Raw genomic sequence first — 23144 nt, 5'->3', positions numbered from 1 at the left:
CATGCACGGCAGCCGGTGCACGCGTGGGCTCAGGTTCCGTCGCCTCGTCGCCACGTGTACTCGGTCTCCGGGCGACCGCGGGCGCCATAGCGTGCCCCGCGGTCGGCGAGGCCCTCAGCGGCGAGGTGTTCGAGGTACCTCCGAACGGCGACGCGCGACATCCCCAGCTCGGCCGCAGCCTCGGTCGCCGAGAGCGGTCCGCTGCGGCGCAGCGCGGCCGTCACCCGATCCAGAGAGGAGGGTGAGAGGCCCTTCGGCAGGGGAATGCTCCCGGTCGACCTCCCCAGCAGCGCGTCGATCTCGGCCTGGGTCGCTTCTCCGTCCGTCGCCCGCGCCTGCGTGCGATGCGCGCGGTACTGCGCCAGTCGCTCCTGGAAGACGGAGAACGAGAACGGTTTGACGAGGTACTGGAAGACACCGAGCGCCGCCATCTGACGGACCGTGTCGGCGTCACGCACCGCGGTGATCGCGATCACGTCGACGGCGGCGGAGCGGACGCGGAGGGTGCGCAGCACATCGAGTCCGGAGCCGTCGGGCATCGTCACGTCGAGGAGCACGAGGTCGAATCCGTCGCCGTTCGCGCGGTCCAGGATCGCCCGCACCGCGGCGCGTGCTCCGGTGCACTCCCCGGCGACGACGAACCCATCGAGCCGGTCGATGTAGTTCCGATGAAGCTCGAGCGTGAGGGCATCGTCGTCGACGAGCAGCACACGGATCATCGCCTGCCCCGCCCACGCGCAGCCGGAAGGGTCACGTGGAAGGTGGTCGGATCGTCGCGGACTTCGATCCGACCACCGGCATCGAGCACGAGAGCCCGCACGAGCGCCAACCCGACCCCTCGCCCTGCGGCGCCCGCTTCCTTCGTCGAGAATCCGGAGGCGAAGATCTCGTCGCGCAGCGGAGGGGGGACACCGGGGCCGCTGTCGGCCACGTCGAGCTCGATCCCGTCGCTTGGCGAGCGACGCAGCGTGACCGACACCCATCTGTCGTCGGCATCCGTCACGGCATCCATCGCGTTGTCGATCAGGTTGCCCAGGACCGACACGCTGTCGACGGGCGACAGCGGCGTCGGCGGAGTATCGGGCGCGATGGTCATGCGCCAGTCGATTCCGCGCTCCTTCGCCTGGGAGGCCTTGCCGAGCAGCAGTGCTCCGACGGTGGGGTCGCCGTGCCGGCGGGCGGTGACCTGGTCCACCAGCGACTGGCTCTGCCGCGAGGTCTCGGTGAGGATCTCGATGGCCTCGTCGATGCGCCCCAGTTCGAGAAGCGCGACAGCGGTGTGCATGCGGTTGCCGTGCTCATGTGTCTGAGCGCGCAGCGCGTCGCCGAGGGTACGGATCGACTCGTAGGACGACACGGCGTCTCTCACCTGACCCGGAGGCAGATCCCCGGCGATCCGTCGAGTGATCCGCCGTGCCGCCCAGGCGCCGAGTGCCCCGGCCGCCACGAGTGCGGCGGTGATGCCGAGGGAGAGGGGCAGGCGTCGCAGCAGCGTTCGCTGATGGTCTCTGTGGTGACGCCCGCGGCCACCCAGCCGAGGAGACGCCCGTCCGCGCCCGTCACCGGGACGATGGTGCGGACCGAGGGGCCCAGTGTGCCGGTGAACTCCTCGGTGAGAGGCTGCGGGCGATCGGGGATGGTGCCGAGGTAGGGCTTCCCGATCTCGTCGAGGTCGGGATGGGTCACGCGGAGGCCGGCGGCCGTCATGATCGTGATGAAGTCGAGGCCCGCGGCGTCGATGACTTCCAGGGCGTACGGTTCGAGCGTGCGCGTCGCGCGCTCCCGGTCCGCGTCCGCGAGCGACGACGAGACGAGCGGTGACGCGGCGAGCGCGACGGCGGTGGACGCGGTCACCCGCTCGGCCTCCGCACGCGTGGCGCGCTGCGCCTCGACGACCAGGAACAGCGCCACCAGGGCGCCGATGACGACGGCGGACACCAGCAGGACGAGGAACACGCGCGAGGCCGCGCTCCGGTCGGTGCGGGCGTGCGACATCGCGTCTCCCTTCGTCTGCGGTGGCGAATGTGACCAATACGACCACAAATGGTGCCGTCGCGGGAAGTCGGCGAACGTGGGCACACCGCCGGCGACGACGCCGGTCCCGAACGACGACGTTCATCTCCGAGGAGGAACAATGGCCATCACCACCGGATTCAGTCTGCCCGGCTTCCACTGGAGGCGCGGCAAGCAGTCCTGGGACCGTCACACCTGGCTCTACGTGTCGGTGATCATCGCGGTCGTGCTCGGCGCACTCGTCGGGCTGATCTGGCCCGAGGTCTGGCAGAGCTTCGAGCCGCTCGGCAAGGGATTCGTGGCGCTGATCAAGATGATGATCGCCCCGATCATCTTCTGCACGATCGTCGTCGGGGTCGGGTCGATCGCCAAGGCCGCGACGGTCGGGAAGATCGGCGGACTCGCGCTGCTGTACTTCATGGTGATGTCGACCTTCGCCCTGGCCATCGGGCTGGTCGTCGGCAACCTCATCCACCCGGGATCGGGCCTCGACATGGCCGGCGCGACGTACGACGCCGACACTGCGGAGGCGAAGAGCACCCAGGACTTCATCCTCGGGATCATCCCGGCGACGTTCTTCTCGGCGTTCACCGGAGAGAGCGTGCTGCAGGTGCTCTTCATCGCGCTGCTCACGGGCTTCGCGCTGCAGGGGTTGGGCGACCGCGGCGCACCGATCATGGACGCGGTCAAGAACCTTCAGAAGGTCGTTTTCCGCATTCTCGGGATGATCCTCTGGCTGGCACCACTCGGCGCGTTCGGAGCGATCGCCGCGGTCGTCGGCAAGACGGGCATCTCGGCGATCTGGAGCCTCGGCATCCTGATGGTGGCGTTCTACATCACGTGCATCCTGTTCATCGTCGTGATCCTGGGCGTTCTGCTCTACGCCGTGACGCGGGTCAACATCTTCCGGTTGATGAAGTACCTGGGCAGGGAGTACCTGCTGATCGTCGGCACGTCGTCGTCGGAGTCGGCCCTTCCGCGGCTGATCGCGAAGATGGAGCACGTCGGGGTGTCGAAGCCCGTCGTCGGCATCACCGTTCCCACCGGTTACTCGTTCAACCTCGACGGAACGGCCATCTACCTCACCATGGCCTCGCTGTTCATCGCGACCGGCATGGGGCAGCCGATGTCGATTGGCGAGCAGATCGGTCTGCTGGTCTTCATGATCATCGCGAGCAAGGGAGCGGCCGGGGTCACCGGCGCGGGACTCGCGACGCTGGCAGGGGGACTGCAGGCCTACCGTCCCGATCTCGTCGACGGCGTGGGCGTGATCGTCGGCATCGACCGGTTCATGTCCGAAGGACGCGCTCTCACCAACTTCACCGGCAACGCGGTCGCGACGCTCCTGATCGGCACGTGGACCAAGCAGATCGATCGCGATCGGGTCGGTCGGGTGCTCAGGGGCGACCTGCCGTTCGACGAATCACTGCTGGACGGGGTCGACGACCACGGGATGTCCGACGGCAGCGAGGCTGCTGACGTGCACGAGCTCAAGGAATCCGCGCTCGACGAGATGTCGGCGAAGGAGGAGCGCGCGCGTCGGCGTGCGCTGCAGAGCTGACTCGAACACCGGATGAAGGATGCGGGAGCCGACGGACATGTCGGCTCCCGCATCGGTGGTCAACCGCTCTTGCGTCGGAACTCGCGCCGCGTCTGCGGGGCCGCACCGCCGTGGACGGCGGAATCGCCATCCAGGTGGGACTCGCCCTGGCGGTGCTGCGCGTTCTTCTTCTCGAGCGCTTCCTTGAACTTGCGCTTCATCTCCTCGGAGGAGGAGGTGGCGCCTTCTTCGGTGCTCATGTCCGCCAGCCTAGGCCACCGGCGTCTCGTCCGGGAGGTCTCGCCTGCTGCGGCGCGTGATGAGATCGATGAGCAGACCGAGACCGATCGCCACCGCGACAGACACGGGGACCGCCACGATCGGTCCGCCCGGAAGGAGCGCGGCGACGGCTGCGCCGACCGATGCCTGGTACACGGCCCATCCGAGTGCTGCCACGGCGACCAGGGCGAGATAGCGCGGAGGATGCACGCGGGACGCTCCGGCGACGAGGTTGATCGCGAGACGGGCGAACGGAACGAACCGTGCGGTGAAGAGAACCGTGGCCATCCCGCCGTCCAGTCTGCGGCGGGCCCAGTCGAGCGCCCGTCGGACGCGCGGCGCGCGCATCCACCCCCAGCGTTCGGTTCCGACGAAGCGCCCGATCAGGTAGCACGCGATGTCGCCGAGAGCCGCCGCAGCTGCGGCGCAGGCGATGACGGCCCAGAGCGGGGGAGCGCCCGTCGAGACGGATGCCGCCCCCAGAGCCGTCACCGCGACCTCTCCGGGGATCACCACCAGGAAGGCGTCACCGAACACGAGGAGGCACATGACCGCGAGCGCCCAGGGGCCGGCGAGTACATCGGCGAGGAGATCGGTGGGCACGTCCTCAACGGTGCCCTCCGGCGGTGAACGGCAACTGAAATCCGGATAGCCGGTGACGGGCTTTCGTGCATCCGGTGAACATCTGGTGCGCGCCCCGCGAATCGGCCTCGACCGTCGATCGCTGCCTCCATCCTGGGGGTGTGAGAGTCGCGATCGTGACAGAGTCCTTCCTTCCGCACATGAACGGTGTGACCGGATCCGTCCTGCAGATCCTGCGTCACCTCGAACGACACGGGCACGATGCCCACGTCATCGCCCCCGCCGCGAACGGCATGCCGCAGGACCTGCACGGTGCCCCGATCGAGGCGATCCCGAGCCTCGCACTCCCGGGGTACCGCAACGTCCGCGTCGGCACCTCGCCGGCCTCGCGCCTGGCGGTCTCCCTCCGGCGCTTCCGCCCGGACGTCGTGCACCTGGCGTCACCGTTCGCGCTGGGATGGCGGGGCGTGCTCGCCGCAGAACGGCTCGAGGTGGCGTCGGTCGCGGCCTACCAGACCGACGTCGCGGCCTACACCGAGCGCTATCGCGTCGCCGCGACGACGGGGATCGCACAGACGCACATCGCCCGGCTCCATCGGCGCGCGACGCTGACCCTCGCCCCCTCGTCGGATTCCGCCCGGCAACTCGAGCACCTCGGCGTCGACCGGATCCGCCGGTGGGGGAGAGGCGTCGACGCGGAACGCTTCCAGCCGGCGCGCCGTGATGAGAGTCTGCGCGCCCGATGGGGTGCGGAGGTCATCATCGGGTACGTGGGCCGCCTCGCCCCGGAGAAGCAGGTCGAGGACCTCGTCGCGCTGCGTTCCCTCCCCGGCGCGCGCCTCGTCATCGTCGGAGACGGACCGAGCAGAGCGCGCCTGCAGGCGATGCTGCCGGATGCCGTCTTCCTCGGTCACCTCGACGGCGATGCGCTCGCCACCGCCGTCGCCTCGTTCGATGTCTTCGTGCATCCCGGGGAGAGCGAGACCTTCGGACAGACGTTGCAGGAAGCGCACGCGAGCGGTGTGCCCGTGGTGGCCACCGGTCGCGGCGGGCCCCTCGACCTCGTCCGGATGGGGATCGACGGATGGCTCTACCGCCCGGGAGACCTCGACGACCTGCGGATGCGGGTGGCCGACCTGGCGGGCGACGCCCGCAAACGCCGGGCGTTCGGTGAAGCCGGCCACGACGCGGTGCAGGAGCGTTCCTGGGACAGCGTGTGCGGACGACTCCTCGAGCACTTCGACGAGGCCCGCACGTTGAAGCGGGTCGACACCTCGCTCCGCGCTCGCCGCAGCATCCGACCCGAGACGCCCCTGCCCGTCGTCCCCGCACGGTGGCAGAGGTACATCGCCCTCGGCGACTCCCTCACCGAGGGGTTGTGCGATCCCGCCCCCGACGGCGCGCTGCGCGGATGGGCCGACCGCCTCGCCCTCCTGCTGGCCTCGCGGGGAGGGCTCCACTACGCCAATCTCGCCATCCGCTCCAAGCGGGTCGCCGATGTGTGCGGCCCTCAGCTGGACCGCGCCCTGCAACTCCGTCCCGACCTGGTCTCCGTGCTCATCGGTGCCAACGACCTGGTGAAGCACCGCGTCGACATCCCCGCGCTCGCCGCGGAGCTCGAGCGTGCGATCGTGCGTCTGCGGGCGACGGGAGCCACGGTCGTCCTCGTGACGCCGTTCCTGCCGGGGCGGCGTGCGGCGGCGATCTACACGGCCCGGTTCGCGGCGTTCGCCACGGCGCTCGGCGGCATCGCCGCGCGTACGGGCTCGGTACTGATCGACACCGACCTCCACCCGGCGCTGCGCGAGCGCGAGCACTGGGGGGAGGACCTCGTGCACCTCAGCAGCAGTGGTCACCGCTTCCTGGCGTATCGCGCGGGCGAGATCCTCGGGGTTCCGCACGCCGAGGCCCTCGGCGCCCTCGACGCCTCCCTGCACGAGCAGATCGACATCGGTACCGGACTGTGGTGGTCCCGCCATGCCCTGCCCTGGGTGTGGCGGCGGCTGCACGGCCGTGCAGCCGGCGACGGCCGTGTCGCGAAGCACGACGACTACGTCTACCTGGGGCGCTCGACGGCGCAGCGCGGCGTACCGGCGGGGCGGGGGTGAAATCGGGCGTCCCTGGTAGGGTTGGGGAGGCTGACCTGTGTCGGCCGGACAACTTCACATCGACTCATGGAGCGATCGGCGGAGGAGCTGGTCCCCTGTGGTGGGTTCCTCGGCAGACGTCATGTCGGGTGGCTTTCTACTGGTGGCCAGCGCAGGCGACATTCGCGAGAGTGCTCGCGCGCCCTTATCCTGCCGTTCCGCTCCTTCATGAACACGCTCGCGCGTCACACGGATTCGCGAGTCTAAACAAAGAAGGAGAGACCTCTTGGAAGGTCCTGAAATCACCGCCACCGAGGCCGTTCTCGACAACGGCCGCTTCGGCACCCGTACCATCCGCTTCGAGACCGGCCGCCTCGCGCAGCAGGCTCAGGGCGCAGTCGCCGCGTACCTCGACGGCGAGACCATGCTCCTCTCGGCCACCAGCGCCGGCAAGCACCCGCGTGAGGGCTTCGACTTCTTCCCGCTGACGGTCGACGTCGAGGAGCGCTCCTACGCCGCCGGCAAGATCCCCGGCTCGTTCTTCCGTCGCGAGGGTCGTCCCTCCACCGAGGCGATCCTGGTCTGCCGTCTGATCGACCGTCCGCTGCGTCCGTCGTTCGTCGACGGTCTGCGCAACGAGGTCCAGATCGTCATCACGGTCCTCTCGATCGCTCCGGGAGAGTTCTACGACGCTCTCGCGATCAACGCGGCATCCGCGTCGACGCAGATCTCGGGTCTCCCGTTCTCCGGCCCCGTCGCCGGTGTGCGCCTGGCGTTCATCCCCGGCCAGGGCGAGCACGCCGACCAGTGGGTCGCGTTCCCGACGGCCGAGCAGGTCAGCGAGGCCGTGTTCGACCTCATCGTCGCCGGTCGCGTGGTCACCAAGGCCGACGGCACCGAAGACGTCGCGATCATGATGGTCGAGGCCGAGGCGACCGAGGGCAGCTGGAACCTCATCAAGGCGGGCGCCACCAAGCCCGACGAGGCCGTCGTCGCCCAGGGCCTCGAGGCCTCGAAGCCGTTCATCGCGCAGCTCGTCAAGGCTCAGGCCGAGCTCGCCGCCACCGCGTCCAAGGAGCCGGGCGTGTACCCGGTCTTCCCGCCGTACTCGAGCGAGGTCTACGACTTCGTCGCGGGTCGTGCGTACGACGAGCTGGTGAACGTCTACCAGATCGCCGACAAGACCGAGCGCCAGAACGCCGACGATGCGATCAAGGACCGCGTCAAGGCGGAGCTCATCGCGGCGACTGAGGCTGGTGAGCTGCCCGCTGGCGCACCCCTCGAGTTTTCGGGTGCGTACAAGTCGGTCACGAAGAAGATCGTCCGCGGTCGCATCCTCACCGAGAGCGTCCGCATCGACGGTCGCGGCCTGGCCGACATCCGTCCGCTCGACGCCGAGGTGCAGGTCATCCCGCGCGTGCACGGCTCCGCGATCTTCCAGCGCGGCGAGACCCAGATCATGGGCGTCACCACGCTGAACATGCTCAAGATGGAGCAGCAGATCGACTCGCTGTCGCCCACGACGAGCAAGCGCTACATGCACCACTACAACTTCCCGCCCTACTCGACCGGTGAGACCGGCCGCGTGGGTTCGCCGAAGCGTCGCGAGATCGGGCACGGCTTCCTCGCCGAGCGTGCACTCGTGCCGGTGCTGCCGAGCCGCGAGGAGTTCCCCTACGCGATCCGTCAGGTCTCGGAGGCGCTCAGCTCCAACGGTTCGACGTCGATGGGCTCCGTCTGCGCGTCGACCCTCTCGCTGCTGAACGCGGGTGTGCCGCTGCGCGCCCCCGTCGCCGGTATCGCGATGGGTCTCGTCTCCGACGAGGTCGACGGTGAGACCCGCTACGCCGCCCTCACCGACATCCTCGGTGCGGAGGACGCGCTCGGCGACATGGACTTCAAGGTCGCCGGTACCAGCGAGTTCGTCACGGCGATCCAGCTCGACACGAAGCTCGACGGCATCCCGTCGTCGGTGCTCGCGGGCGCGCTGACCCAGGCGCGCGACGCGCGTCTGACGATCCTCAACGTCCTCAACGCCGCGATCGACGCGCCCGACGAGATGGCGCCGACCGCACCGCGCGTCATCAGCGTCCAGATCCCGGTCGACAAGATCGGCGAGCTGATCGGCCCGAAGGGCAAGACGATCAACGCGATCCAGGACGAGACCGGCGCGCAGATCTCCATCGAGGAGGACGGCACCGTCTACATCGGCGCGACCGACGGCCCCTCGGCCGAGGCCGCCCGCGCTCAGGTCAACGCGATCGCCAACCCGACCAACCCGGAGGTCGGCGAGCAGTTCCTCGGCACCGTCGTGAAGATCGCCACCTTCGGTGCGTTCGTCTCGCTGCTGCCCGGCAAGGACGGCCTGCTGCACGTCACCGAGGTGCGCAAGCTCGCCGGTGGCAAGCGCGTCGAGAACGTCGACGACGTGCTCTCGGTCGGTCAGAAGATCCTCGTGAAGATCACGAAGATCGACGACCGCGGCAAGCTCTCTCTCGAGCCCGTGATCGACGAGGCCCCCGCGGCCGACGCCGCTCCGGCCGAGGAGGCCGCGGCCGAGTAGTCGGCTCCGTACGACGAGGCCCGGTGCCTTCCCGCAGGGGAGGGCATCGGGCCCTCGTCGTTCTCGTGATCGAACTGTTATGGGAAGTTTGCCCGCCGTTCCGCGGATTGGTCGGCGAGTTCGCCGGTTTCGCATACCCTCGAAGTACGCACCGGGGGGTGCATGAATGCAGGTACGAAGATCGGATCGCACCGATCGACGTGGGGGTGAGAGTATGCGATTGTTCGGCGTAGGCGCAGGGGCCCCGGATGATCGCGCGCTCGCGCAGGGTGCGGAGCATCCTTCCGCCCCGATCCCGATCGTGGGTCCGGGGGTAGGCGAGACCATCCGCGTCCCGCTCGGTGAGACCGGGCTCGAGACATTCCCGCTCATGCTCGGCGCCGCCGAGTTCGGGTGGAACGTCGATCTCGAGACGAGCCACGGCATCCTCGATCGTTACATCGAGTTCGGCGGCAACGCCGTGCACACCGCCGACGGGTTCTCGGGCGGTCGCAGCGAGCACATCATCGGTCAGTGGTTGCGGTCCCGCGGGCTGCGCGACGAGGTCGTGCTGAGCGCGCGCATCGGTGCGCACGCGGACAACCCGGGGCTCGGGTCGGTCAACCTCGTGCGCGCGGTCGAGGGGTCGCTGACGCGGTTGGGCACCGAACGCATCGACGTGCTCTACCTCGATGCCACTCTCGACGCCACGACGAATCTCGAAGACACCCTCGCGACCGTGGAGTGGCTGGTCGACGCCGGCAAGGTGGCGGCCGTCGGCGCGTTCGGATTCGCTCCGGAGCGTCTGGTCGAGGCGCGCATCCTCGCGTCGGCGGGCTATCCGCGCATCGAGGTCGTCGACGCTCCGTACAACTTGATCCGCCGCCAGTCGTTCGAAGGTGATCTCCGCCTCGTCGCCGGTGCGCAGAACCTCGCGGTGACCCCGTCGCACGCGCTCGAGCACGGATTCCTCTCGGGCCGCCACCGGAACAAGTCCGTCGCCTCCCGCGGAGTGCGGGGCGAGCAGCTGCGGGGCAACCTCAACCGTCGCGGCATTCGCATCCTCCGCGCGCTCGATCAGATCGCGGAGGAGCTGAGCGTGCCGGTCGCCGCCGTCTCGATCGCCTGGTTGCTCGCCCAGAGGTCGATCGTCGCGCCGATCGTCAACACCTTCGCCGCCGAGCACGTCGACGAGCTCATGCAGGGGGCGGGCGTCGCCCTGTCGCGCGCGCAGCTCGCCGATCTCGCGCGAGCGGGCACCTGAGCGGCTTCACACGACTGTCATATGCGTGGCATAGGGTGGAGTGAGAGCCCGGCAGATGCTGGCGATGAAGCGAGCGAGTAGTGACGCACTATATCTATCTGGTCAGACACGGTGAACATCAGGATGCCGAGCACGGCCTGGCCGACGGACCCCTTTCCCCGCGTGGACAGCGCCAAGCCGAATTGATCGCCGACCGCCTGGGCGGACTCCCGCTCGATGCCGTCTGGCACTCTCCGCTGCTGCGGGCGAACGAGACGGCACGGGCGATCGCGGCCCGCCTGCCCTCCGTCGATCCCAAGCCGACCTCGTTGCTGTTCGACTGCGTCCCGACCGGCATGACCGAGGAGACTCCGGCCGCGTTCGAGCCGTTCTTCGGATCGATCACCGACGCGGAGATCGAGGCCGGCGGCGCGCAGATGTACGACGCCGTCAATGAATTCCTCGTGCGCAAGACCGGCGAGGTGCACGAGGTGCTCATCACCCACAACTTCGTGATCTCGTGGTTCGTGCGCGAAGTGCTCGGGGCACCGGAGTGGCGGTGGATGACGTTGAATCAGGCCCACTGCGGTCTCACCGTCATCGCGCAGAAGCAGGGCCGTCCGTGGACGCTGCTGAACCACAACGACACCGGCCATCTGCCCATGGAGCTCCGCACGGGTATTCCGGACGCGATCCCGGTCTGAGTCCGCGGCGGTTACCGCGCGCCCCCGGCCGTGGCGCGCAGTGCCCGAAATAGACTGGTACCCATGACCACGCAGGTAGCAATCGTCGGCGGGACCGGCAAGCTCGGGGCGATCATCCACGCCGTCATCGACGACCTGGACGGGTTCGAGGTGAGCCGCATCCTGTCCTCGTCGAGCGACCTGTCGGAGCTCGTGGGTGCCGACCTGGTGATCGACGCGTCGACGCCCCAGGTGAGCATCGACGTCGTGCGCTCGGCGGTCGAGCACGGGCAGAACGTGCTCGTCGCGACATCGGGCTGGTCGGCCGAGCGCATCGCGCTCGTGCGACCTCTGGTCGAAGCCGCAGGGACCGCCGCGGTGTTCATCCCCAACTTCTCGCTCGGTTCGGTGCTCGGTTCCGCTCTCGCCGCTGCGGCGGCACCGTTCTTCGACTCCGCCGAGATCGTCGAGGCGCATCGCGAGACGAAGATCGATTCGCCCAGCGGCACTGCCGTGCGCACCGCCGAACTCATCGCGGCCGCGCGTTCCGAGCAGGGGCCGGTGAGCGCCCCGCACGCCGATCAGCGGGCCCGAGGTCAGCAGGTCGGCAGTGTCCCGATCCACTCGCTCCGTCGTCCCGGCGTCATCGCGAAGCAGGAGGTGGTGCTCGCGGGCCCCGGCGAGTCGCTGACGTTCACGCACGACACCGTCGAGCCCGCCCTCGCCTATGCCCCCGGCATCCGCCTCGCGGTTCCGTTCGCTCGGGACGCGACGGGGGTCGTCGTCGGTCTCGAGAACATGATCGACATCGGCATCCGCTCATGATCTCCCGCATCGGCGTCGGAGTGATGGCCCTGTGCCTCGCGCTCTACATCGTCGTGGTGGGCTATCGCGCCGTGCTGATGCTCGGCACCGGCGAGCCGATCGCGATCGCGATCGGCGTCGCGCTGCTCGTCATGCCGTTGATCGGCGCCTGGGCACTGATCCGCGAGATGCAGTTCGGCTTCGCCGCGGACCGGCTCGGGCGCACGCTCGATGCCGAAGGCGGGATGCCGGAGGCGGAGACGGAGCTGACCCCGAGCGGACGCATCGCCCGGGCGGATGCCGACCCGCTGATCGAGCGATACACCGCCGCGGCGGAGGCCGCTCCGGAGGAGTGGCGCGCGCGATTCCGGCTGGGTGTGGTGCAGGATGCCGCGGGGCGACGCAAGGACGCCCGCGCGAGCATCCGCGAGGCGATCAGGCTCTCGCGCGGCTGACCGCCGCCGGCTCAGGCCAGAGTGGCTTCGAGGGTGATGTCGATGCCCGCGAGCGCCTGGGAGACCGGGCATCCGGACTTCGCCCCTTCGGCGATCTCCTGGAACGCCTCGGGGGAGAGCCCGGGCACCACCGCGTTGACGTTGAGGTGGCTGCCGGTGATGCCGACGCCCGGCTTGAAGGTGACGGATGCGCTCGCGTTCACGCGCTCCGGCGGGGTGCCGTTCTCGCTCAGCGCGTGAGCCAGGGCCATGCTGAAGCACGACGCGTGCGCGGCGGCGATGAGCTCCTCCGGGGTCGTGGTGGTGTCGCTGCCCTCACTGCGTGCCTTCCAGTCGATGGGGAAGGTGCCGAGCTTCGACGACGAGAACGCGACGGTGCCGGAGCCCTCCGCCAGTGATCCGGTCCAGGTGGTGGTCGCTTCGCTGGTGACGGGCATGATTCCTCCGGTTCTCGCACTGCAGATGCGCAGCGTCGCGTCGTCGCCAGCCTAGCGAGCGGCGCTCTCCGGGGGAACGTGTCAGGCCGTGCGCGTGCGTCCGAGAAGTCCCGCGCGCTGGAGCAGCAGGTACAGCTGGCAGCCGAGGCACAGGCCGATGGCGGCGTTCAGGAACGCGGCGATGAACGCGGCGGCGGTGGCGATCGGGAGCGCCCAGGGGACACCGGCGAGCTGGAGGACGAGGCCGACGGTCACGACGAACAGGCCGACTCCCTGCGCGAAACGCGGCGGACGGGGGTCTTCGAGCTCGGTCGGGGGCGCGAGACGCGGACGGATCGCGCGGCGGAAGAGCACTCCCCACGGGGCGGTCGCGGGGGAGAGGATGCTCCAGAGGAAGAGCAGCGCGATCACCACGGTGAGAAGGAAAGCGGGATCGAGTGCGCGATCCGAGACCGGTGCATCCGCGATCACCCATTGGCTGCCGGACGTGAACGTCGAGTCGGAGAGAGGCTGGTAGGCGAACCACCCGAAGGTCGCCACGCCCCGAGCCGTCGCGAGTCCGGTGAGTCCGAGGAACGTCGCGATCAGTAGCAGGACGGACGTGATGGTCGCGGCGAAACGCGGACCGCGGGGATCGATGCCGGCGGGAGAGGGCATGGGTGCTCCTGACGTCGTCTCAGAGGGAGGCGAGGGCTTCGGTGAGGGCGCGTCGCTGCGGCACGCCGTGGAATCGGGAACGCACGGCACCGGACTCGTCCACGAGGAACGTGGTCGGCGTCTGGAGCACGTGATAGCGCGAGGAGAGGTCGGGGCGGTGGGTGAGGTCGACCTCGATATGACGGAGGCCGTCGCCCTCCTCCGCATACGAGCGCAGCATCCGGCGCACCTGGGGGCAGCGTGCGCACATCTCGGTGCTGAACTGCACGAGCGTGGCTTTCGATCCGAGCTCGGCGGGAACGGCATCCTGTGCATCGAATCGCAGCGCTCCGCCCGCCCTGCGGCGTCCGTCCCGACGCTTCGCGACTGCGCCGATCACGACCGAGAACGCCACGAGCGCGGCGAGGATCGCGAGGGCGACGACGGGAGACATGCATCGAGGGTACGGCGCGGGTGCGGATGGAGGGGCCGATGTGTCCGACGATGACGGCAGCGGGCGGATGCACCTCCGCCCGTGTCGTGATGCGGGAAGGTATTCTGGCTCTCATGAGCGCAGCCGTCCCGACGCCGTACGAAGACCTCCTCCGCGACGTCCTCGAGAACGGAACGCACAAGTCCGATCGCACCGGTACAGGGACGACGAGCGTGTTCGGTCGGCAGATCCGCTTCGACCTGTCGCAGGGTTTCCCGCTGATCACCACCAAGCGTGTGCACTTCAAGTCGATCGCCTACGAGCTGCTGTGGTTCCTGCGCGGCGAGTCGAACGTGCGATGGCTGCAGGAGAACGGCGTGACGATCTGGGACGAGTGGGCGGACGACGCCGGGGAACTCGGTCCCGTCTACGGCGTGCAGTGGCGTTCGTGGCCGACACCGGCGGGGGAGAGCATCGATCAGCTGGCGGAGGTCATCGAGCAGATCCGCCGCTCGCCGGATTCCCGTCGCCTGATCGTGTCCGCCTGGAACCCCGCCGACATCCCCGACATGGCCCTCGCGCCCTGCCACGCGCTCTTCCAGTTCTACGTCGCCGACGGCAAGCTGTCGTGCCAGCTCTACCAGCGCAGTGCCGATATGTTCCTCGGCGTCCCGTTCAACATCGCGTCCTACGCGCTCCTCACCTTGATGATCGCCCAGCAGGTCGGTCTCGAGCCCGGCGACTTCGTGTGGACGGGCGGCGACTGCCACATCTACGACAATCACATCGAGCAGGTCACCGAGCAGCTGACCCGCGACCCGTACCCGTATCCGACGCTGCGCCTCGCGCGCACGCCCGAATCGATCTTCGACTACACGTTCGAGGACTTCGTCGTCGAGGACTACCAGCACCACGCTCCGATCCGCGCGGCGGTCGCGGTATGACCTGGGTCGGCCTGATCTGGGCGGAGGCGGCCGGTGGCGTCATCGGCGCCGAAGGTGGCATGCCGTGGCACGTTCCCGAGGACCTGGCGCACTTCAAGGAGGTCACGCTGGGTGCCCCCGTCGTGATGGGGCGCAAGACGTGGGACTCGCTGCCCGAGCGGTTCCGCCCGCTGGCCGGCCGCGAGAACATCGTCATCACCCGCCAGCAGGACTGGAGCGCCGAAGGGGCACGCCGCGCGGCGACCGTCGCCGAGGCGGTGCGCGGCCAGGACCGGGTCTGGATCATCGGGGGAGCCGAGATCTTCCGGCAGGTGATCGGCGACGCCGATCGGCTCGAGGTCACCGAGCTCGACCTCGACGTCGACGGCGATGCTTACGCGCCCGCGAAGACCGGATGGCGCCTGGTCGACGAGGGGGAGTGGCTCACCTCCCGCACCGGCGTGCGCTACCGCTTCCTCGGATACGAGCGCTGATGCCCACCGCGCTGATCACGGGAGCGAGCGCCGGCCTCGGGGCCGAGTTCGCACGTCAGCTCGCGCGGCGCCGCGCCGACCTCGTGCTGGTCGCGCGGTCGGAGGAGGCCCTGTCGTCGTTCGCGGCCGAGCTGCGCAGCGAGTTCGGTGTCGCCGTCGAGGTGCTTCCGGCCGATCTCGCGATCGAGGAGGGCGTCGAGCGGGTCGAGCAGCGACTCGAGCGCGCGGACGACCCGATCGACCTGCTCGTCAACAACGCCGGGTTCGGCTTGCCCCTGCAGTTCGCCGACAACGACATCGCCGACGAGGTGCGTCACCTGCGGGTGCACGTCGAAGCCTCGATGCGCCTCATGCACGCCGCGCTGCAGACCATGCGCGGTCGGGGAGGGCGCATCATCAACGTGGCCTCGGTGGCCGGATTCATCTCGCGTTCGACCTATTCCGCCTGCAAAGCGTGGCTGATCCAGTTCAGCCGGTGGGCCAACGCCGAATACGCACGGGACGGGGTCAGCGTGACCGCGCTGTGCCCCGGGTTCACCCACACGAGCTTCCACGAGCGGATGGGCCTGGCTCCGGGGCACGAGGGCGTTCCGGCGATCATGTGGCTCGACGCGCGCGACGTGGTGCGCGAGGGACTGCGAGACGCCGCGCGAGGGAAGTCCGTGTCGGTGCCTTCGCTGCGGTACAAGGTGATCGTGGCCGTGGCGGGTCTGCTTCCGCGGTCGGTCACGGCAGGGATCGCGCGGCGCGGACGGGTGTGACGATCCGGCTCAGCGGAATCGTCCCAGGCGGATGCCGGCGAGGGCCAGCGCACCGATCGTCTCGCCGTCCCTGATGCGTCCCTCGGCGATCATCGCGAGCGCATCGGCGAACGGCACCCAGGAGACCTGGTCGATGCCCTCCTCGCGCTGACTCTCCGCAGCCGTCGCCGGGTCGGACGCGGTCAGTCCACGGGCCAGGAAGACGTGCTCCGGAGCATCCGCGACGCCGTTGAGCGCGTTCATGATGCCGAGCTCGTGCCATTCGGATGCCGTGAATCCGGTCTCCTCGAGAAGCTCGCGCCGTGCGGCGACGAGAGGATCCTCGCCGTCGCTGCCGCCGGCGGGCACCTCCACGGAGATCCCCGTCGTGTAGCGCTCGAGGGTGACGAGACAGACGCGCTCCTCATCGTCGAGCGCGACCACGAAGACGGCGGGATGCTGCATCCGCACGACCCCGTAGATACCGTCGTCCCCGCCGGGGCCGGTGACCTTGTCCTCGCGTACCTCGATCCAGCGATTGGCGTAGACGGTGTCGGACTCGTGCGTGACCCATGCCATGCCACGAGCCTAGTTCGCGGCCGCGTCCTCGTGAGGTCGGGCCGAGACGATACTCTGGTTGCATGACGCACTCGGGCAACCCTTTCGGACAGGTTCTCGTCGCGCTCGTCACTCCGATGACGGCCGACGGCGAAGTCGACTGGCCCGCCGTCGAGAAGCACATCGATGACGTCATCACCGCCGGTGCTGACGGTGTCGTCGTGACGGGAACGACCGGCGAGACCTCGACCCTCACGGACCCCGAGAAGCTCAAGCTCGTCGAGATCGGCAAGTCCGTCTCCGCCGGTCGCGCCAAGATCATCACGGGGGGCGGGTCGAACGAGACCGCCCACGCGATCGAGCTGTACAAGGCGAGCGAGAAGGCCGGCGCCGACGGCATCATGATCGTCACGCCGTACTACAACAAGCCGACTCAGGCCGGCATCCTCACGCACTTCCGTCTGGTGGCCGATGCCACCGACCTGCCGGTGATCCTGTACGACATCCCCGGGCGCACCGGTGTGCCGATCAAGTACGAGACCATCCTCCGCCTGGCGAAGCACCCGAACATCCTCGCGGTGAAGGACGCCAAGGGCGACTTCTCCGAGGTGAGCCGAGTGCTCAACCAGACCGATCTCATGTACTTCTCGGGTGACGACGCGAACGTGCTCCCGCACCTCGCCATCGGCGCGACGGGCCTGATCGGTGTGACCGCGAACATCACCGCGACTCCGTACCGCACGATCGTCGACGCCGTGAACCGGGGCGATCTCGCCACCGCGACCGCCGAGCACAAGCGTCTCGAGCCGCTCGTGCGCGCCGTGATGACCCACGTTCCCGGAACGGTCGCCGCCAAGTACATCCTCCACGGCCTCGGACGGATCTCCAGCCCGCGCGTGCGTCTTCCGCTCGTCGGGCCGGAGGAGTGGGAGGCCGCACTCATCGAAGACGAGCTCGATCTCGTCGCCGGCGTCCCGGGCGCCGATTTCTCGAACTTCCGCCCCGACCGCAACGCGGCCGCCGGTGGTGCCCTGCCCAAGGTGCACGGCACGACGCGCTGAGTCGCGTCGCCATGAACGAACGGACGCGCCGAGTGTCCGACTGAGGAGACAGCATGTCCATTCCCCTGGCCGAACCGTCCGCTCTCGACGAAGGAACGCTGCGGGTCATCCCGATCGGCGGTCTCGGCGAGATCGGTCGGAACATGACGATGTTCGAGTACGACGGCAAGATCCTGATCGTCGACTGCGGTGTGCTCTTCCCCGAGGAGCACCAGCCCGGCGTCGATCTGATCCTCCCGGACTTCGAACCGATCCGCGACCGCCTCGACGACATCGTCGGCGTCGTGCTCACGCACGGCCACGAAGACCACATCGGCGCGGTTCCGTACCTCCTGCGCCTCAAGGGCGACATCCCTCTGATCGGGTCGGGTCTGACCCTGGCGCTCGTCGAGGCGAAGCTCAAGGAGCACCGCATCAAGGCGTTCACGCTGACGGTCAAGGAAGGTCAGCAGGAGAAGGTGGGCCCCTTCGATCTCGAGTTCGTGGCCGTGAACCACTCCATCCCCGATGCTCTGGCCGTCGCCATCCGCACGCCGGCGGGCATGGTGCTCGCCACCGGTGACTTCAAGATGGACCAGCTGCCGCTCGACGGACGCATCACCGATCTCCGCGCGTTCTCGCGCCTGGGGGAGGAGGGAGTCGACCTCTTCCTGGTGGACTCGACCAATGCGGATGTGCCGGGCTTCACCCCGACCGAGCGTTCGATCGGTCCGGTGCTCGACCAGGTGATCGGCAAAGCGCCGCGACGGGTGATCGTCGCGAGCTTCTCGAGCCACGTGCACCGCGTGCAGCAGGTCATCGACGCCGCCCACGCCCACGGGCGGCGCGTGGCGTTCCTCGGCCGCAGCATGGTGCGCAACATGACCATCGCCGAGCAGCTTGGGTACCTGAAGGTGCCGGCCGGTGTGCTCATCGACTTCAAGAAAGCGCGCGACCTCCCCGACGAGCAGATCGTCTACATGTCGACCGGTTCGCAGGGCGAGCCGATGGCGGTGCTCAGCCGCATGGCGAACATGGATCACGCGATCGAGGTCAGCGAGGGCGACACCGTCATCCTCGCCTCGAGCCTCATCCCGGGCAACGAGAACGCCGTCTACCGCGTGATCGACGGCCTCACCAAGCTCGGTGCGAATGTCGTGCACAAGGCGAACGCCCGCGTGCACGTCTCGGGACACGCCGCGGCGGGGGAGCTGCTCTACTGCTACAACATCCTCAAGCCCAAGAACGTGCTGCCGGTGCACGGCGAGTACCGTCACCTCATCGCGAACGCCAAGCTGGCGCAGGACACGGGGATCGCCGAGGAGCGCACGATCATCGCCTCCAACGGCACCGTCATCGACCTGCGCGACGGCGTGGCGTCGGTCGTCGGACAGCTCGACCTCGGCTTCGTGTACGTCGACGGCTCGACGGTCGGCGAGATCACGGATGCCGATCTCAAGGACCGTCGGATCTTGGGCGAGGAGGGCTTCATCTCGGTCATCGTGGTGGTCGATGCCGCGACCGGACGCATCATCTCCGGGCCGGAGATCCACGCGCGCGGTGTCGCCGAGGACGACTCGGTCTTCGACGACGTGACGCCGAAGATTGTCGCCGCGCTCAAGGAGGCCTCCGGCAACGGTGTGCGCGACACCCATGCGCTCTCTCAGGTCGTGCGTCGCACGATCGGCCGGTGGGTCAACCAGCGTCTGCGTCGCCGTCCGATGATCGTCCCTCTCGTGATCGAGGCGTGATCAGCGGGATCGGCTGAAAGCCGCGTCGATACGCGGGAATGTCGGCCGTGGGCCGTAACGTGAGGGCATGGCCAGGAGTACGACCAAGTCCGAGCGCGCGTCCGGGAGCGCGCCGTCCCGCCCCTCGCGGCGGGCGGCTCCCCAAGCCTCGCCTGCGCCCAAGAAGCCGGCAGCGAAGAAGCCCGTCCCGAAGAAGTACATCGACGAGCTCGACAAGCCGCCGGTGGCGGTCCGGGCGTGGACGGGGCTCGCACACGGCGTGGGTGGGCTCTTCCGCGCCTTCGGCCCGGAGACGCTGGAGAAGGACGACCGTCGTGACGGCTTCCCGTTCCTGCTGGTGCTGCTGGCGATCCTCGGTGCGGTGAACGAGTGGTTCTTCATCGGCAACGAGGTCGCCGCCAACATCAGTGCGTACTCGGTGGGGATGCTCGTCGGGCGGATCGCCTTCTTCATGCCGGTGCTCCTGCTCCTGCTCGCCGGTTGGCTGTTCCGCCATCCTTCCTCGGTGCACGACAACGGACGCATCGGAATCGGTTTCGGTCTCTTCGTGCTGGCCCTCGCGGGCATCAGCCATGTCGCCGCCGGTGCTCCGAACGGCGCGGGCGGGGTCACCCGACCGCAGCCGAGTCAGGGACCGACGGCTGTCAGTGAAGGCGGGGGCCTCGGTGGCTGGCTCGTCGGTGAGCCGCTCGCGCTGGTGCATCCCGCCGTGGCGTACGTCGTGCTCGGGCTCATCATCGTGCTGAGCATCCTCATCCTCACCAAGACGCCGCCCAACCGCATCGGGCGACGCCTCGGCGACCTCTACGCCTGGATGTTCGACGCAGAGCGCCCGGAGCCGAAGGCGGAGACGCCCGAGATCGACGATGCCGACAAGACCGACGACGAGAACGTCCTGCCCTGGTGGCGCCGCAACAAGAGCGGCCGCGAGGAGGACCCCGACGAGGGCACCCTCGGCTCCGACGACATCACTGCGCTCCTCTCGACGGCGGAGCCGACCCCGGCATACGACCAGGCCGTCGTCGTCGAGAACCCGTACGACTCCGCCACCGAGGTTCTGTCCGACGTGCGCTCCGTCGCCGATTCCCTCGCCGAGCAGCAGACGACGGCCCTCCTCGACGACGATTCCGACACCGGTGAGGTGCCCGAGCTCCCGGGCCTCGACGGCTTCGGGACCGAGGGCCCGGGAGACCGCGGCCCCCAGGCGCCGGTCGCGCCGTACATCCTCCCGTCGCCCGGCCTCCTGGTCGAGGGGCCGCCCCCGGTCATGCGCTCCGAAGCTACCGACAAGGTGATCGAACAGATCACCAGCGTGCTCACGCAGTTCAAGGTCGACGCGAAGGTCACCGGCTTCTCGCGCGGACCGACGGTGACGCAGTACGAGGTCGAGGTGGGCCACGGCGTCAAGGTCGAGAAGATCCTGCAGCTGAGCAACAACTTCGCCTACGCCGTCGCCTCGAACGACGTGCGCATCCTTTCGCCGATCCCCGGTAAGAGCGCGATCGGTATCGAGATCCCGAACGCCGACAAGGAGATGGTCGCGCTCGGCGACGTGCTCCGCTCACCGGCCGCGCAGAAGAGCACGCACCCGATGACGATCGGCGTGGGCAAGGACGTCGGCGGCAACATCGTCATCGCGAACCTGGCGAAGATGCCCCACCTCCTGGTCGCCGGTTCCACCGGTTCCGGAAAGTCCAGCTTCGTGAACTCGATGATCACGAGCCTGCTGATGCGTGCGCGCCCGGCGGACGTGCGCATGGTGCTGATCGACCCGAAGCGCGTCGAGCTCACCAGCTACGCGGGTGTGCCGCACCTGATCACTCCGATCATCACCAACCCGAAGAAGGCGGCCGAGGCGCTGCAGTGGGTCGTCAAGGAGATGGACATGCGATACGACGACCTCGCGTCGTTCGGATTCCGTCACATCGACGACTTCAACCGTGCGGTGCGCGCCGGCGAGGTCGAGGTACCCGTCGGCAGCGAGCGCGTGCTCAAGCCGTATCCGTACCTCCTCGTCGTGGTCGATGAGCTCGCCGACCTCATGATGGTCGCCCCGCGCGACGTCGAGGACTCGATCGTGCGCATCACCCAGCTCGCCCGTGCGTCCGGCATCCACCTGGTGCTCGCGACCCAGCGCCCGAGCGTCGACGTGGTGACCGGCCTGATCAAGGCCAACGTGCCATCCCGTCTCGCGTTCGCGGTGACGAGCGTCACCGACAGCCGCGTGATCCTCGACAGCCCCGGTGCCGACAAGCTCATCGGACAGGGTGACGCACTGTTCTCGCCGATGGGTTCCTCGAAGCCGTTCCGTCTGCAGGGCGCGTGGGTCGATGAGAAGGAGATCGACGCGGTCGTCAAGCACGTGACGCGACAGGCCCGGCCCGAGTACCGCAACGACGTCCAGGAGGCGCTGGAGCCGCGCAAGAAGGAGGTCGACGAAGACATCGGCGACGACCTCGAGCTGCTGTTGGCCGCCGCCGAGCTGGTCGTTTCCTCGCAGTTCGGATCGACCTCGATGCTGCAGCGCAAGCTCCGCGTCGGCTTCGCCAAGGCCGGACGCCTGATGGATCTGCTCGAGTCGCGCGAGATCGTCGGCCCGTCCGAGGGTTCCAAGGCTCGTGACGTGCTCGTCACGGCGGAGCAGCTCGGGGGAGTGATGGCGAAGCTGCGCGGTGAAGATGTTCCCGCGGCGCCGGCGGCTCCCGCCCCGGCACCGGCGGCGGCGATGGCCTCCGATCCTCTCGACGCGCAGTTCGAGGGTCTTCCCGTCGTCGAGGCCGAGGGCGATGAAGACGCCTGGGGCCTGACGGGACGCGACTGATGGCGATTCCTCGGCAGCTGCCCAACGCGATCACCATCGCGCGCATCCCGCTCGCGGTGGTGTTCTTCGTACTGCTCCTGCTCGGAGGTACCTACGGGGTTCCCGATCTCGCGCTGCGCTGGACTGCCGCCATCCTGTTCATCTTCGCCATCTCGACCGACTGGGTCGACGGCTACCTCGCCCGCCGCTACGAGATCGTCAGCGATTTCGGCAAGCTCTGGGATCCGATCGCCGACAAGCTGTTGACGGGCGCGGGTTTCATCGGACTCGCGATCCTCGGCGAGGTGTCCTGGTGGATCGTCGCGATCATCCTCGTTCGCGAGTGGGGCATCACGATCCATCGCCTGATGATCGTCAACGAGCACGTCGTCGCGGCGGCGTGGATGGGCAAGGTGAAGACCGCTGTGCAGGGTGTCGCTCTGGCCTGGGCGCTGATGCCTCTGCACGTGGTGATCGGCCTTCCCGCCTGGACCCTCATCACCTTCGTGCTCATGCTCGTGGTGCTGGTGCTGACCATCTGGAGCGGGATCGACTACGTCGTCGCCCAGGTGCGCGGAGCGCGTCGGAGTCGATGACCGACCTCGCGGCATCCGTGATCGAGACGCTCGGGCGTCGCGGCTGGACACTCGGCGTGGCGGAATCGCTCACGGGCGGGGCGGTGATCGCCGAACTCGTCGGCGTGCCGGGTGCGTCCTCCGTGGTTCTCGGCGGAGTGGTGGCGTACGCGACGCCGGTCAAGCACACGCTGCTCGGGGTGGACGAGTCGCTCCTCGACCGTGAGGGCCCGGTGCATCCTGAGGTCGCGCGGCAGATGGCACGTGGTGTCCGGCACGCCGTGAGCGTGGACGGCATCGACGCGGCAGTCGGCGTCGCGACGACGGGAATCGCCGGCCCCGTCTCGCCCGACGGGCAACCGGTCGGAACCGTGCACATCGCCGTCGCCACGCCGGAGCGCATCGAGGCGCGATCGTTCCTCTTCCCCGGTGACCGGAATCGGATCCGGTCGGCGTCCGTTCGAGCCGCCCTCGAGATGGTCCGAGAGCTGTGCCGGGAATAGTCGCCGTCGCGACGAGGTTATTGATT

At 68.7% G+C, this 23144-nt stretch carries 24 protein-coding genes; 15 read left to right on the top strand and 9 right to left on the bottom strand.

The features are described 5' to 3' along the window. Positions 1 to 29 precede the first annotated feature (29 nt). Genes WFJ97_RS03755 through WFJ97_RS03745 form a run of 3 tightly spaced genes read right to left on the bottom strand, consistent with a single transcriptional unit; the run spans position 30 to position 1995 of the window. A complete protein-coding gene (locus tag WFJ97_RS03755) occupies positions 30 to 719 on the bottom strand; it encodes a response regulator (RefSeq protein ID WP_336640515.1) in 690 nt (229 codons plus the stop codon). After that, a complete protein-coding gene (locus WFJ97_RS03750) occupies positions 716 to 1357 on the bottom strand; it encodes a sensor histidine kinase (protein ID WP_336640514.1) in 642 nt (213 codons plus the stop codon). Before WFJ97_RS03750 ends, WFJ97_RS03755 begins: the two co-directional genes overlap by 4 nt. Positions 1358 to 1365: 8 nt before the next feature. Beyond that, entirely contained in the window at positions 1366 to 1995 is a 630-nt protein-coding gene (locus WFJ97_RS03745; RefSeq protein ID WP_336640513.1) for a hypothetical protein, read from the bottom strand. Positions 1996 to 2134: 139 nt separating this feature from the next. Here WFJ97_RS03745 and WFJ97_RS03740 point away from each other — a divergent pair, with 139 nt between their 5' ends. Then, positions 2135 to 3574 (top strand): cation:dicarboxylate symporter family transporter, encoded by a 1440-nt coding sequence (locus WFJ97_RS03740; protein WP_336640512.1) that lies wholly within the window; start codon positions 2135 to 2137, stop codon positions 3572 to 3574. A gap of 59 nt (positions 3575 to 3633) precedes the next feature. On the opposite strand, the gene WFJ97_RS03735 is transcribed toward WFJ97_RS03740, so the two are convergent. Continuing rightward, positions 3634 to 3813 (bottom strand): DUF5302 domain-containing protein, encoded by a 180-nt coding sequence (locus WFJ97_RS03735; RefSeq protein WP_247622721.1) that lies wholly within the window; start codon positions 3811 to 3813, stop codon positions 3634 to 3636. 10 nt (positions 3814 to 3823) lie between these two features. Beyond that, complete coding sequence (locus tag WFJ97_RS03730; RefSeq protein ID WP_336640511.1) at positions 3824 to 4435, bottom strand: DedA family protein; 612 nt, start codon at positions 4433 to 4435, stop codon at positions 3824 to 3826. Positions 4436 to 4590: 155 nt separating this feature from the next. On the opposite strand from WFJ97_RS03730, the gene WFJ97_RS03725 reads away from it, so the two are divergent. The 6 genes from WFJ97_RS03725 to WFJ97_RS03700 all read left to right on the top strand — a co-directional run bounded on the left by WFJ97_RS03725 (position 4591) and on the right by WFJ97_RS03700 (position 12228). Continuing rightward, positions 4591 to 6522, top strand: a complete 1932-nt coding sequence (locus WFJ97_RS03725; RefSeq protein ID WP_336640510.1) for a GDSL-type esterase/lipase family protein — start codon at positions 4591 to 4593, stop codon at positions 6520 to 6522. A gap of 265 nt (positions 6523 to 6787) precedes the next feature. Continuing rightward, the gene (locus tag WFJ97_RS03720) at positions 6788 to 9064 is read left to right on the top strand and encodes a polyribonucleotide nucleotidyltransferase (RefSeq protein ID WP_247632386.1); all 2277 of its coding nucleotides are present in this window, start codon (positions 6788 to 6790) and stop codon (positions 9062 to 9064) included. A 214-nt stretch (positions 9065 to 9278) separates the two neighbouring features. Further along, the gene (locus WFJ97_RS03715; protein WP_247622717.1) at positions 9279 to 10307 is read left to right on the top strand and encodes an aldo/keto reductase; all 1029 of its coding nucleotides are present in this window, start codon (positions 9279 to 9281) and stop codon (positions 10305 to 10307) included. A gap of 80 nt (positions 10308 to 10387) precedes the next feature. Then, the gene (locus WFJ97_RS03710) at positions 10388 to 10990 is read left to right on the top strand and encodes a histidine phosphatase family protein (RefSeq protein WP_247622716.1); all 603 of its coding nucleotides are present in this window, start codon (positions 10388 to 10390) and stop codon (positions 10988 to 10990) included. 63 nt (positions 10991 to 11053) lie between these two features. After that, entirely contained in the window at positions 11054 to 11794 is a 741-nt protein-coding gene (gene dapB / locus WFJ97_RS03705; RefSeq protein WP_247622715.1) for a 4-hydroxy-tetrahydrodipicolinate reductase, read from the top strand. After that, the gene (locus WFJ97_RS03700; protein ID WP_247956004.1) at positions 11791 to 12228 is read left to right on the top strand and encodes a hypothetical protein; all 438 of its coding nucleotides are present in this window, start codon (positions 11791 to 11793) and stop codon (positions 12226 to 12228) included. The genes dapB and WFJ97_RS03700 overlap by 4 nt, the downstream gene beginning before the upstream one ends. 11 nt (positions 12229 to 12239) lie before the next feature. Here the strand turns inward: WFJ97_RS03700 and WFJ97_RS03695 are convergent, their stop codons facing one another. From WFJ97_RS03695 to WFJ97_RS03685, 3 genes are all read right to left on the bottom strand, one after another. Beyond that, entirely contained in the window at positions 12240 to 12665 is a 426-nt protein-coding gene (locus WFJ97_RS03695; RefSeq protein WP_247632384.1) for an OsmC family peroxiredoxin, read from the bottom strand. A gap of 81 nt (positions 12666 to 12746) precedes the next feature. Then, entirely contained in the window at positions 12747 to 13322 is a 576-nt protein-coding gene (locus WFJ97_RS03690) for a DUF4395 domain-containing protein (RefSeq protein WP_336640509.1), read from the bottom strand. Between the two features lie 19 nt (positions 13323 to 13341). Continuing rightward, positions 13342 to 13755 (bottom strand): thioredoxin family protein, encoded by a 414-nt coding sequence (locus WFJ97_RS03685; protein ID WP_336640508.1) that lies wholly within the window; start codon positions 13753 to 13755, stop codon positions 13342 to 13344. Between the two features lie 113 nt (positions 13756 to 13868). On the opposite strand from WFJ97_RS03685, the gene WFJ97_RS03680 reads away from it, so the two are divergent. Genes WFJ97_RS03680 through WFJ97_RS03670 form a run of 3 tightly spaced genes read left to right on the top strand, consistent with a single transcriptional unit; the run spans position 13869 to position 15912 of the window. Then, on the top strand, positions 13869 to 14678 hold the full coding sequence (locus WFJ97_RS03680) for a thymidylate synthase (protein ID WP_336640507.1): 810 nt from the start codon (positions 13869 to 13871) through the stop codon (positions 14676 to 14678). Continuing rightward, the gene (locus WFJ97_RS03675) at positions 14675 to 15151 is read left to right on the top strand and encodes a dihydrofolate reductase (protein WP_247956007.1); all 477 of its coding nucleotides are present in this window, start codon (positions 14675 to 14677) and stop codon (positions 15149 to 15151) included. The genes WFJ97_RS03680 and WFJ97_RS03675 overlap by 4 nt, the downstream gene beginning before the upstream one ends. After that, the gene (locus WFJ97_RS03670; RefSeq protein WP_247632379.1) at positions 15151 to 15912 is read left to right on the top strand and encodes an SDR family NAD(P)-dependent oxidoreductase; all 762 of its coding nucleotides are present in this window, start codon (positions 15151 to 15153) and stop codon (positions 15910 to 15912) included. Before WFJ97_RS03675 ends, WFJ97_RS03670 begins: the two co-directional genes overlap by 1 nt. A gap of 9 nt (positions 15913 to 15921) precedes the next feature. On the opposite strand, the gene WFJ97_RS03665 is transcribed toward WFJ97_RS03670, so the two are convergent. Then, on the bottom strand, positions 15922 to 16470 hold the full coding sequence (locus tag WFJ97_RS03665) for an NUDIX domain-containing protein (protein WP_247622707.1): 549 nt from the start codon (positions 16468 to 16470) through the stop codon (positions 15922 to 15924). 62 nt (positions 16471 to 16532) lie between these two features. On the opposite strand from WFJ97_RS03665, the gene dapA reads away from it, so the two are divergent. From dapA to WFJ97_RS03640, 5 genes are all read left to right on the top strand, one after another. Next, positions 16533 to 17510 carry a 4-hydroxy-tetrahydrodipicolinate synthase gene (dapA, locus tag WFJ97_RS03660; protein ID WP_247622706.1) on the top strand — a complete coding sequence of 326 codons (978 nt, stop codon included), beginning with the start codon at positions 16533 to 16535 and terminating at the stop codon, positions 17508 to 17510. A gap of 53 nt (positions 17511 to 17563) precedes the next feature. Continuing rightward, positions 17564 to 19240 (top strand): ribonuclease J, encoded by a 1677-nt coding sequence (locus WFJ97_RS03655; RefSeq protein WP_247622705.1) that lies wholly within the window; start codon positions 17564 to 17566, stop codon positions 19238 to 19240. A 67-nt stretch (positions 19241 to 19307) separates the two neighbouring features. Then, complete coding sequence (locus WFJ97_RS03650) at positions 19308 to 22061, top strand: DNA translocase FtsK (RefSeq protein ID WP_336640506.1); 2754 nt, start codon at positions 19308 to 19310, stop codon at positions 22059 to 22061. Further along, positions 22061 to 22636, top strand: a complete 576-nt coding sequence (pgsA, locus tag WFJ97_RS03645; protein ID WP_247622703.1) for a CDP-diacylglycerol--glycerol-3-phosphate 3-phosphatidyltransferase — start codon at positions 22061 to 22063, stop codon at positions 22634 to 22636. The genes WFJ97_RS03650 and pgsA overlap by 1 nt, the downstream gene beginning before the upstream one ends. Next, positions 22633 to 23118, top strand: a complete 486-nt coding sequence (locus tag WFJ97_RS03640) for a CinA family protein (RefSeq protein WP_336640505.1) — start codon at positions 22633 to 22635, stop codon at positions 23116 to 23118. The genes pgsA and WFJ97_RS03640 overlap by 4 nt, the downstream gene beginning before the upstream one ends. The last annotated feature ends 26 nt before the right edge of the window (positions 23119 to 23144 follow it).

The sequence above is a fragment of the Microbacterium sp. USHLN272 genome (genome assembly GCF_037149655.1).
Taxonomy (GTDB): Bacteria; Actinomycetota; Actinomycetes; order Actinomycetales; family Microbacteriaceae; genus Microbacterium; species Microbacterium galbinum.
Note: the sequence above shows the minus strand (reverse complement) of the source record. Positions and strands in the feature narration are given on the sequence as shown.

Excerpts from the sequence above, each read along its gene's own strand:
- WFJ97_RS03755 (WP_336640515.1), bottom strand. The coding sequence starts at position 719 with ATGATCCGTGTGCTGCTCGTCGACGACGATGCCCTCACGCTCGAGCTT.
- WFJ97_RS03745 (WP_336640513.1), bottom strand. The coding sequence starts at position 1,995 with ATGTCGCACGCCCGCACCGACCGGAGCGCGGCCTCGCGCGTGTTCCTC.
- WFJ97_RS03740 (WP_336640512.1), top strand. The coding sequence starts at position 2,135 with ATGGCCATCACCACCGGATTCAGTCTGCCCGGCTTCCACTGGAGGCGC.
- WFJ97_RS03735 (WP_247622721.1), bottom strand. The coding sequence starts at position 3,813 with ATGAGCACCGAAGAAGGCGCCACCTCCTCCTCCGAGGAGATGAAGCGC.
- WFJ97_RS03715 (WP_247622717.1), top strand. The coding sequence starts at position 9,279 with ATGCGATTGTTCGGCGTAGGCGCAGGGGCCCCGGATGATCGCGCGCTC.
- dapB (WP_247622715.1), top strand. The coding sequence starts at position 11,054 with ATGACCACGCAGGTAGCAATCGTCGGCGGGACCGGCAAGCTCGGGGCG.
- WFJ97_RS03700 (WP_247956004.1), top strand. The coding sequence starts at position 11,791 with ATGATCTCCCGCATCGGCGTCGGAGTGATGGCCCTGTGCCTCGCGCTC.
- WFJ97_RS03695 (WP_247632384.1), bottom strand. The coding sequence starts at position 12,665 with ATGCCCGTCACCAGCGAAGCGACCACCACCTGGACCGGATCACTGGCG.
- WFJ97_RS03690 (WP_336640509.1), bottom strand. The coding sequence starts at position 13,322 with ATGCCCTCTCCCGCCGGCATCGATCCCCGCGGTCCGCGTTTCGCCGCG.
- WFJ97_RS03685 (WP_336640508.1), bottom strand. The coding sequence starts at position 13,755 with ATGTCTCCCGTCGTCGCCCTCGCGATCCTCGCCGCGCTCGTGGCGTTC.
- WFJ97_RS03680 (WP_336640507.1), top strand. The coding sequence starts at position 13,869 with ATGAGCGCAGCCGTCCCGACGCCGTACGAAGACCTCCTCCGCGACGTC.
- WFJ97_RS03675 (WP_247956007.1), top strand. The coding sequence starts at position 14,675 with ATGACCTGGGTCGGCCTGATCTGGGCGGAGGCGGCCGGTGGCGTCATC.
- WFJ97_RS03670 (WP_247632379.1), top strand. The coding sequence starts at position 15,151 with ATGCCCACCGCGCTGATCACGGGAGCGAGCGCCGGCCTCGGGGCCGAG.
- WFJ97_RS03665 (WP_247622707.1), bottom strand. The coding sequence starts at position 16,470 with ATGGCATGGGTCACGCACGAGTCCGACACCGTCTACGCCAATCGCTGG.
- dapA (WP_247622706.1), top strand. The coding sequence starts at position 16,533 with ATGACGCACTCGGGCAACCCTTTCGGACAGGTTCTCGTCGCGCTCGTC.
- WFJ97_RS03655 (WP_247622705.1), top strand. The coding sequence starts at position 17,564 with ATGTCCATTCCCCTGGCCGAACCGTCCGCTCTCGACGAAGGAACGCTG.
- WFJ97_RS03650 (WP_336640506.1), top strand. The coding sequence starts at position 19,308 with ATGGCCAGGAGTACGACCAAGTCCGAGCGCGCGTCCGGGAGCGCGCCG.
- pgsA (WP_247622703.1), top strand. The coding sequence starts at position 22,061 with ATGGCGATTCCTCGGCAGCTGCCCAACGCGATCACCATCGCGCGCATC.
- WFJ97_RS03640 (WP_336640505.1), top strand. The coding sequence starts at position 22,633 with ATGACCGACCTCGCGGCATCCGTGATCGAGACGCTCGGGCGTCGCGGC.